The sequence below is a fragment of the Sutterella sp. genome (assembly GCF_052272535.1).
Lineage (GTDB): Bacteria > Pseudomonadota > Gammaproteobacteria > Burkholderiales > Burkholderiaceae_F > Sutterella.
Genome location: NZ_DAVZJY010000101.1, coordinates 1 through 8,301 on the forward strand (window position 1 = coordinate 1; position 8,301 = coordinate 8,301).

Below are 8,301 nucleotides of genomic sequence, written 5' to 3' on the forward strand. Positions count from 1 at the left end.
GCGCCCCCGCTGGTACATCAACGCCCGCGAAGCCGGCTTCAGCGACGAGGACATGCTGATCAAATAAGCCCCGTTGAGGGCTCCGCGACTGACGAGCCCTACCGGCCGGCTCATCCGGACGTCTTTCACCCAACGACGTCCGGTTTTGTCATGCGCGAAAAAAGCCGCCCCCGGAATACCGGAAGCGGCGTTTTTGTTTTTTCAAACCTCCCGTCGGGCGCCCTCCCCGTCAATCACGACGAAGGCGGGCCGCCGGGCGGGTCGACCGTTCACAGATACGGCAGTTCACCCGAATTCACGCAGTCGCGGATCACGTCCATGATGCCCGCTTTATAGATGCGGGGGACGAGCGCCCACGTGTTGCCGCCCCCGACGGCGATCGCCTCGCCCTCCTTCACGGCCTTGACGGGTTCCTGAAGTGATGGAACGAAACGACCTTGTGGCCGTAGGGAATGAAGGCCTTCTGGACCTGCTCTTCGTAGCCGTCATACGTGCCGGCGACCTTCGCCTGCGCGTTCGCGGCGAGAAGCGTGGAGACCGAGCCGCCCGGCGTCCACCCGCGGGTCACCCGCCGTCAATACAAAAAATCAAAAGCCCGGAGCTTCAGTGAAGGAACTCCGGGCCGGGAGAAAAACGAGGATCGGTGCAGCCGCCGCCCCCGTCATTTTGAGCGGACCTTGATCAGGCCTCGCCGGGTTCGAGCGGTTCGCTTCCGAGGTCGCCCTCGAGGTTCGTCACCACCACAGCGGCGGCGACGTCGCCCACCACGTTGATCGACGTGCGGATCATGTCGAGGATTCGGTCGATGCCGGCGATGAGCGCCACGGCTTCGAGCGGAATGCCGACCTGGGTGAAGACCACCGTCGTCATGATGAGACCCGCGCCGGGAACGCCGGCGGTGCCGATCGCGGCGAGCACGCCCATCAGCACGACCGTGAGCTGGTCGCCCATCGTGAGGTTGATCCCGAAGACTTCAGCCGCGAAGATCGCGCAGACGCCCATGTAGACGGCCGTGCCGTTCATGTTGATCGTGTTGCCGAGCGGAATCGAGAAGGAGGCGATCGCCTTGGTGGAGCCGAGTCGCCGCGCGGCGGCGAGGTTCGCCGGGAGCGCCGCGGCCGAGGAGCACGTCGTGAAGGCGATGAGCCACGGCTCGAAGATGTTCTTCAGGAACTTCACCGGGCCCGTGCGGCCGACGAGCGCGACCATCGGGATCAGGATGACGAGCACGAGGACGGCCGCCGCGAGGAACGACGTGAGGATGAGCGAGAAGAGCGGAAGCAGAACGGCGACGCCGTGCTTCGCGACCGTGAACGCCATGAGGCCGAAAACGCCGATCGGCGCGTAGAGCATCACATAGTGGGTCACTTTGATCATGACGTCGCCCACGATCTCGAAGAAGCGGAGCACGGGCTTGCCGCGCTCGCCGAGAGACGCGAGGCCGAAGCCGAAGATCATCGCAAAGAAGATGATCTGCAGCATCGAGCCCATCGCCATCGCCTCCATCGGATTGATCGGGACGATGTTGAGGAGCGTCTCGGAGAGCTTCGGCGCGGCGACGGTCTTCGCGGCGATGCCGTCGGCCGAAAGGTTGAGCCCGACGCCGGGCTGGATGATGTTGGCGAAGAAGAGGCCGATCGTCACGGCGATCGCGGTCGTGACCGCGTAGACCACGAGCACCTTTCCCGCGACGCGGCCGAGCTTCGAGGTATCGGAAATGCCGGCCGAGCCGGCGATGATGGTGGCGACCACGAGCGGCACGACCACCATGCGGATCAGGCGGATGAAGAGCGTGCCGAGGGGTTCGAGCCAGGTGCGCGCGAATTCCGTGTCGACGGCCGCGCCGACGGCGACGCCGAGCGCGAGGCCGATCATCATTTGCCAAGCGAGAGAGATCTTGGGTTTTCCAGCCATTGGGTACTCCAGGTTGGGAAATCAGTCGGATGGACGACTATCGACGCCTCCTCATAGAGGCTGCGTGGAGGTGCGTTCCCGAACCGGGGGTCTCGCAGCGGCGCCCGAGCAGTACAGGGCGCAAGAGTACTCGAAAAGAACCGGCCGCTTGATTATCCACATTATCTAGGTCGAAATGTTTAGCTCCATGTTGATGCGCCTGAATCAGCACTTCTTCGAGCAGCAACCTTCGCCTTGGAGCGCTCGACGGCGCTGCCGATCATCTCCTGGATTTCAGCCTCGGTGACGTCGGTGTGCTTCTCGGCATAGCGCGCGACCGCGGCGTTGATGAGGTCGCTCAACTCGCCTTCGGTGAGTTCGACCGACTTCCTCTGATAGGGATTGAGCACGTGCTCGGCGTAGTTTTCGGCGGCCTCGCGCAGGAACGCTTCGGGCGTCGGGAAACGCGCCGGGTTCTTCTTCGTCGCGGCCTAAACGGCCTTCACTGTGCTTTCGTTCGCCTCAACGACCCAGGTCTTGGTCGACATGATCGGAATCCTCCTTTCCGGTTGAGCTGCTCTTCGCCTCCGCAGGTTCTTCAGCGGGTTGCCGCTCGGCGTCGAGGAACTTCTCGACGCGGATGCGGCGCAGATCGGCGAGCGACTGCACGAGGAGCGCCTGCGCGTAGGCGCAGAGCGCCTGACAGAGCACCAACGTGAGTGAGAGCGCGTCGAAACTTGTTCCGAAGAGCACCGGCTGGAGGTAGAAGAGACCGAGGGTGAGCACGGTGTAGATCCAACCGCGCCGCCAGAGCGACCGGCAGCGCAGCTCCTCCTTGTCCGTCAGATTTCCGGCCTGGATCAGCATGATCACGCGCTTCACCGGAACGGCGGTGCGCACGCGGAATTCGTCGGTCGCAAGCGCGAGCCACGACGCGGCGTCAACCGCCTCGCGGCGCAGCTTCTGCGTGAGGCGCAGCGCCCGAAGCGGCCAGAAGAGCCGCACCAACTGTACGCCCAGGTAGAAGTTCGCCAGGACGAAGACCGCACCAGCCAGAATCCAATCAAAACTGAAGGACATCGTGTTAACCCTTACGGAGGAAATACTAGGACCCGCCCTGCCGGACGGATGTACCGAACTTCTGTTGAAGCTCGACGAACTGTAGCAAGTTGTACGAAACCGCGGCGGCGGCCCCGCCCCTGCGCTCCTCCGCATTCCTCAGCCCAGAATCTCGGAGCGTGGAATCGCCGCGGCATACCACCCGGGAAGCTCTGCATGACACACACGATGGTTGACACTAGTGGGCCTCTTTTTTCTTCAATCCTTGCGTTAATGCGCATTGGTGTGTATAATCAACTTCGTTGATAAAACAAGGAGCCAACCATGGATAGTTCCGCGATTATCAGCAAACTTCGAGCTAATGGATGGAAACTTGATCGAATTAAGGGAAGCCATCATTATTTTGTGAAGCCAGGATGTCAGCGTCCAATTTGTGTTCCTCATCCTAAAAAGGATCTGCCAATTGGAACCCTGAAATCTATCGAGCGAAGCATGGAAAGTTTGAAGTAATTGTTGAGATGGTCGGGGTGCGTTGGGCATCCCGACCATGGCTCCAGGAATTAGGAGGACAAGTCAATGCGTTATCCGATCGTGATTGAACGCGGTGATGACACGCACGCCTATGGCGTTGTCGTGCCCGATCTTCCCGGATGTTTCTCCGCAGGGGATACGTTGGAAGAGGCCTTCGATATGGCAAAAGAGGCTGTAGAGGGATGGTTAGAGGTCTGTCTTGATGATGGTGCCGAAATTCCTAAGCCATCTTCACTTGAAGCCATTTCAAACCATTCTGATTATCAAGGATGGATTCTTGGAACAGTGGATGTTGATTTGTCTAAACTCAGCGACAAGGCTGAGCGAGTGAATATCACCCTTCCGCAACGCGTACTGCGTAGGCTTGACGCCCTCGCAAATAAAGCTGGAGATACTCGTTCTGGCTACATCGCAAGAATGGTTCTAGAGGGAAATTCCTAATAATCATTATCGCCGTTCAAACAAGGCCGCATGGGTATGTCCAGTGTGGCCTTTTTCATTTCTTGGAAGCCGCTCTTCCCCCGCCCACGCCTGGCGAAAGACGCAAAGACAACGTCCCGCCCGAAAGAGGCATTCCGGAGCGGGACGTTGGAGGGGGGCGCCTCGGCGCGGTCTGCGGCCGGGATCAGTGATCCGACTTGATGCCGGCGCCGCAGAGCGTGATGAGCACGTCGGTCGCGGGTCCGTAGAGCTCGCAGTAGTGGTCCCAGGCGGCGAAGTTCGCGGCCGTGGTGTGCTCGATGTAGTAGCCCTCGCGGGCGACGCGGGCGCGCGACGCGAGGATCTTGTCTTCAGGAGCGGTGACGACCGTGATGTCGTGACGGCGCATCATCTCGAGGAGCTCCCGGCCGCGCAGGGGCTTGCCGATCGCGATGCCCTCGGCAATCGTGGGCTTCACGTCCACTTCGGCCGGGTCGGAGAGGCCCTGACGCCGCGCCTCATAGAGCGGGTCGCAGTGCTCGCTCTGCAGCGCAATGATCTTCGGGAACTTCGTGATCGCGCCCGAGGCGAAGAGATGCTCGAGCGCCTTCACTGCGCCGATGAAGAGCGTGCCGTTGCCGAGCGGCAGGATCACGTGCTCGGGGATGCGGCCCAACTGCTCGAAGGCCTCGTAGATGTAGGTCTTCATGCCTTCGTAGAAGAAGGGGTTGACCACGTGGTTGGCGTAGTAGACGCCCTCCTTCGCGACGCGCTCCCGGCAGACGTCCGCGCAGTGGTCGCGCGAGCCGGGGATCACGTTGACGCCGGCTCCGTGGGCCTTGATCATCGCGATCTTCTTGGGACTCGTGCCTTCCGGAACGTAGATCTCGCAGCCGATCCCCGCGCGGGCGCAGTAGGCTGCGACGGAATTCCCGGCGTTGCCGCTCGAGTCCTGCACACACTGCTTCACGCCGATCGCCTTCATGTGGGCGACGAGGGTCGCCGCACCGCGGTCCTTGAAGGACAAGGTCGGCATCGTGTAGTCCACCTTCACGAAGACGCCCGGCCAGAGCTCGACCGTGGGCGTCATGCCTTCACCGAGGGAGACGGAGCGCCAGACGTCGCCGTCGACCGCCATGAAGTCGCGGTAGCGGAAGATGCTCCATTCGCTGCGGTCGATCCGGCTCGGCTCCCAGCGCGGCGGCGTGAAGTCGAGCTCGAAGAGGCCGCCGCATTCGCACTTGGGGGCGCGGGTGTCCGTAGGCGTGCGCTTGCCGCAGCAGGTGCAGACGTAGTTCAGCATGTCAAATTACTCCTCGTCGAGTTCAGCGACCGCCTCGATCTCAACGAGGCAGTTGAAGTGGAGCGGCGTTGTGGAGACAACGACGCGGCCGGGCTTGTGCTCGCCGAAGAACTCGGCGTAGACCTCGTTGATCGGGCCCCAGTATTCGTTCGAAGGCGTGTAGACGCGGCAGAAGACCACCTGGTCGCGGCGGGCGCCGGCGGCCTTGAGCACCCGGTCGAGGTTCGAGAGCGCCTGTCGGGCGTGCTCGCGCACGTCGCGGCTCGCGACGGGTTCGCGCGTGTCCGGGTCGATCGAGAGCTGCCCCGAGACGTAGAGCATGCCCCGGGAGACGACGGCGGCGCTGTAGTGGCCGGGATTGTGTCCCTTGAAGCCGGGATCAATGATTCTCATTTCTTCTCTCCTTTGTTGGAAGACCCGTTCTTGACCACGCCCGCTTCACGACGAAGCTGATCGAGGTCGCTGTAAAGCGTGACTTTGGAGACGCCGAGCCGGAGCGCGGCGTGCTCGAGCGCGCCCTTCACGAGGAAGACCCCGCGCTCGTCCATGAAGGCGAGGAGCTCGAGGCGCTCGGCGCGCGTGCGCTGCCCGCCCTCCGGATGGGCGGCGCCCCCGGCGACGATGCCGTCGATCAGGCGCTGCACCGCGCTGAGGATGCCCTCCTTCGGGGCGAACATCGGGCGGTCGGTGGCGGCCGGGAGCTCGAGGGGAGCGTCGCGGGAGACGCCCGGCGACATTGCGGCCGCCGACGCCCCGAGGGCGCCTTCGGCCTAAAGGGCGGGCGTCACCCCCGCCAACCCGGGGAGCAGGGTCTTGAGGCGGTCGAAGACCTGCAGATCGTCCGTAACGTCCTGATTGACGCAGAGCGCGCCGATGAGTTCGCCCGATTCGCTGCGGATCAGCTGCGTGACGCAGCGGATGAGGCGCCCTTCGTGGCGGAACCACCAGTCCTTCAGGAGATCGCCGCCGCCCTCCTTTTCAGCCGCCGAATAGAGCATCTCCACGATCAGGTGCCGGAAGCCCTGCCCGACCCGGCGGTTCGTGATCACGCCGTTCACGACGTAGACCACGGAATGGACGGGATCGGCGAGGTCGTGGAGCACCACTTCACAAGAGGCGCCGCCGACGCGGCCGATGAGGTCCGCGGCGGTGCGCCAGGAGCGGAGCGCCCGGGCGTTTGGGGTGGCGGTCGTCGTCATGGAGCTCTCCTCGGAATAGCTGCCGGAATGGCCTGAGGAGAAGTATCCAATAATTTTTTATTGGACGCAAGTCCCTTCGCACTTCACTGTTTTTCCACTGTTTCTCAATATTTACCGGAAGATCTTGCGCAAGGGGTGGCGGCGGGTATAGGATTTTTTATATCCGCTCCCACCCTCTTCCTTCCGAGGCCTCACGACCATGACCCAGACGCTTTCCCCCGACGCCCTCGGCGCCTTTGCTCCCGCTCCCGCCCAATCCCTGATCGGCCTCACCCTTGACGACCCGCGCGTGCCGACGCCCTCCTTCATCCTCGACGACCGAAAGCTCGAGGCGAACATCGTCCGCGCAAAGAAGCGCGCCGCGGAGCTCGGCGTGACGCTCCGCCCCCACCTCAAGACCCACAAGTCGATCGCGGTGGCGCGCCGTCAGATGGCTTCGCCCGAAGGGCCCGCGACGGTCTCCACCCTGGCCGAGGCCCGCTACTTCGCCGCAAACGGCGTGAAAGACATCCTCTACGCCGTCGGGATCGCCCCGCAGAAGCTCCCGGAAGTGAAGCGCATCCGCGGCCTCGGGTGCGACCTCAAGATCATCCTCGACAGCGCCGAAGCGGCTCGCCTCGTCTCGGCCTTCTGCCGCGAGGAGAAGACCGAAATCCCGGTCGTCCTCGAAGTGGACGTGGACGGGCACCGCTCGGGGATCCAGCCCGAATCCGACGAACTCCTCTCGGCGGCCGCGGCCCTCACGGACGGCGCGAAGCTCGTGGGCGTCCTCACCCATGCGGGCGACAGTTACGAATGCAAAACGCTCGAGGCGATAGTGGAGGCGGCCGAAGCCGAGCGCGCCGGCATCGTGCGGGCCGCCGAGCGTCTGCGCGCCGCCGGGTACGTCATCTCGATCGTCTCGGACGGCTCCACGCCGACCCTGATGTTTGCGAAGTCGGAGTCTGGCCTCACCGAGATTCGCGCGGGCGTCTGCGCCTTCTTCGACCTCTTCATGTCGAACGTCGGCGCCTGCCGCGTGAGCGACATCGCCGGATCGGTGCTCACCACCGTGATCGGCCGACAGGCCGGCAAGCGCCGCGTGATCACGGACTCCGGGTTCCTCGCGCTCTCCCGCGACCGCGGCACGCAGCGCCAGAAGCGCGACTACGGCTACGGGCTCGTCTGCGACCTCGCGGGCGAACCCCTGGCGGGCGGTGCGATCACGCTCTCGGGCACCAACCAGGAGCACGGCATCCTGACGCTCCCCGAGGACGCGACGCTCACCCAAGCGGACTTCCCCATCGGCCGGCGCCTCAGGATTCTCCCGAATCACGCCTGCCCCACGGCTGCGCCCTATGCGCACCTCCTTCTCGTGCGCGACGGCGTGATCATCGACGTGCTCGAACACGTCCGCGGCTGGGAGTAGTCCCGCCGCCGCTCCATCCGGGCGGAGCGGGACCGACGGAGTCCGGGAAAGCCGCCGTTTTCCCTGCCCGCGGCCCCGTCACCCCGAGATGACGCGCTCGGACGCGCGGGGACGTGCGGGCGATAGTGCGGCGGCTATTGCGCCTCCCTCCTGCAGGCTATTTCCTCATTCGAAAGGAGAAGCCGGAGTAGAGTCACGCCATAGGGCGCCGTGCTCCTTCCATCCGCGCCCTCAGAACACAATTCCGGCTCAACAAGATCGCCGCAGGAGTCCCCTTCCTTCAGGTGGGGGAGGAATGCGGCGCAGGCGGTTGAGATTTCTGCAGGCAGCTGAGGATCATTTCGAGCACTTGCAAGATGCTGATTGACCAATTAGCCTTCGGAAAGTAATGGTATAATAATAGCATACAAGGCTCATTCCCCGATTCAGAACTCATCATGCAGACCGGCCGTTCGTTCGCCGCCCATTTTGAAGACGACGCATCGCGT

Annotated in this window: 13 protein-coding genes; 3 read left to right on the plus strand and 10 right to left on the minus strand. The window is 63.4% G+C overall.

Translation table 11 applies throughout. From position 1 onward, the window contains the following. Positions 1 to 269 precede the first annotated feature (269 nt). From ACT6Y9_RS06415 to ACT6Y9_RS06435, 5 genes are all read right to left on the minus strand, one after another. Positions 270 to 398 carry a Type 1 glutamine amidotransferase-like domain-containing protein gene (locus ACT6Y9_RS06415; RefSeq protein WP_443743911.1) on the minus strand — a complete coding sequence of 43 codons (129 nt, stop codon included), beginning with the start codon at positions 396 to 398 and terminating at the stop codon, positions 270 to 272. Next, complete coding sequence (locus tag ACT6Y9_RS06420; RefSeq protein WP_443743912.1) at positions 395 to 568, minus strand: hypothetical protein; 174 nt, start codon at positions 566 to 568, stop codon at positions 395 to 397. Before ACT6Y9_RS06420 ends, ACT6Y9_RS06415 begins: the two co-directional genes overlap by 4 nt. A 113-nt stretch (positions 569 to 681) precedes the next feature. Next, the gene (locus tag ACT6Y9_RS06425; RefSeq protein WP_443743913.1) at positions 682 to 1,914 is read right to left on the minus strand and encodes a dicarboxylate/amino acid:cation symporter; all 1,233 of its coding nucleotides are present in this window, start codon (positions 1,912 to 1,914) and stop codon (positions 682 to 684) included. Between the two features lie 179 nt (positions 1,915 to 2,093). After that, a complete protein-coding gene (locus tag ACT6Y9_RS06430; protein WP_443743914.1) occupies positions 2,094 to 2,303 on the minus strand; it encodes a hypothetical protein in 210 nt (69 codons plus the stop codon). A 112-nt stretch (positions 2,304 to 2,415) separates the two neighbouring features. Next, positions 2,416 to 2,973, minus strand: coding sequence for a hypothetical protein (locus tag ACT6Y9_RS06435; RefSeq protein WP_443743915.1), 558 nt, complete (start codon positions 2,971 to 2,973; stop codon positions 2,416 to 2,418). A 303-nt stretch (positions 2,974 to 3,276) separates the two neighbouring features. Between ACT6Y9_RS06435 and ACT6Y9_RS06440 the strand changes: the two genes are divergently transcribed. Both ACT6Y9_RS06440 and ACT6Y9_RS06445 read left to right on the plus strand, forming a co-directional pair. After that, positions 3,277 to 3,462, plus strand: a complete 186-nt coding sequence (locus tag ACT6Y9_RS06440) for a type II toxin-antitoxin system HicA family toxin (RefSeq protein WP_417210346.1) — start codon at positions 3,277 to 3,279, stop codon at positions 3,460 to 3,462. 66 nt (positions 3,463 to 3,528) lie between these two features. Next, positions 3,529 to 3,924 carry a type II toxin-antitoxin system HicB family antitoxin gene (locus ACT6Y9_RS06445; protein WP_443743916.1) on the plus strand — a complete coding sequence of 132 codons (396 nt, stop codon included), beginning with the start codon at positions 3,529 to 3,531 and terminating at the stop codon, positions 3,922 to 3,924. A 184-nt stretch (positions 3,925 to 4,108) separates the two neighbouring features. Here ACT6Y9_RS06445 and ACT6Y9_RS06450 read toward each other — a convergent pair whose 3' ends face one another. Genes ACT6Y9_RS06450 through ACT6Y9_RS06465 form a run of 4 tightly spaced genes read right to left on the minus strand, consistent with a single transcriptional unit; the run spans position 4,109 to position 6,405 of the window. After that, positions 4,109 to 5,206, minus strand: a complete 1,098-nt coding sequence (locus tag ACT6Y9_RS06450; RefSeq protein ID WP_443743917.1) for a threonine synthase — start codon at positions 5,204 to 5,206, stop codon at positions 4,109 to 4,111. A 6-nt stretch (positions 5,207 to 5,212) separates the two neighbouring features. Beyond that, complete coding sequence (locus tag ACT6Y9_RS06455) at positions 5,213 to 5,599, minus strand: RidA family protein (RefSeq protein ID WP_443743918.1); 387 nt, start codon at positions 5,597 to 5,599, stop codon at positions 5,213 to 5,215. Next, on the minus strand, positions 5,596 to 5,943 hold the full coding sequence (locus tag ACT6Y9_RS06460) for a helix-turn-helix domain-containing protein (protein ID WP_443743919.1): 348 nt from the start codon (positions 5,941 to 5,943) through the stop codon (positions 5,596 to 5,598). Before ACT6Y9_RS06460 ends, ACT6Y9_RS06455 begins: the two co-directional genes overlap by 4 nt. Before the next feature lie 33 nt (positions 5,944 to 5,976). Further along, positions 5,977 to 6,405 (minus strand): PAS domain-containing protein, encoded by a 429-nt coding sequence (locus ACT6Y9_RS06465; RefSeq protein ID WP_443743920.1) that lies wholly within the window; start codon positions 6,403 to 6,405, stop codon positions 5,977 to 5,979. Between the two features lie 199 nt (positions 6,406 to 6,604). Between ACT6Y9_RS06465 and ACT6Y9_RS06470 the strand changes: the two genes are divergently transcribed. Continuing rightward, positions 6,605 to 7,813: an alanine racemase gene (locus ACT6Y9_RS06470; RefSeq protein WP_295480055.1), complete on the plus strand. Its 1,209-nt coding sequence runs from the start codon at positions 6,605 to 6,607 to the stop codon at positions 7,811 to 7,813. Positions 7,814 to 8,093: 280 nt separating this feature from the next. On the opposite strand, the gene ACT6Y9_RS06475 is transcribed toward ACT6Y9_RS06470, so the two are convergent. Beyond that, positions 8,094 to 8,301 (minus strand): hypothetical protein (locus ACT6Y9_RS06475; protein ID WP_443743921.1); only part of this gene is annotated, 208 nt, incomplete at its 5' end.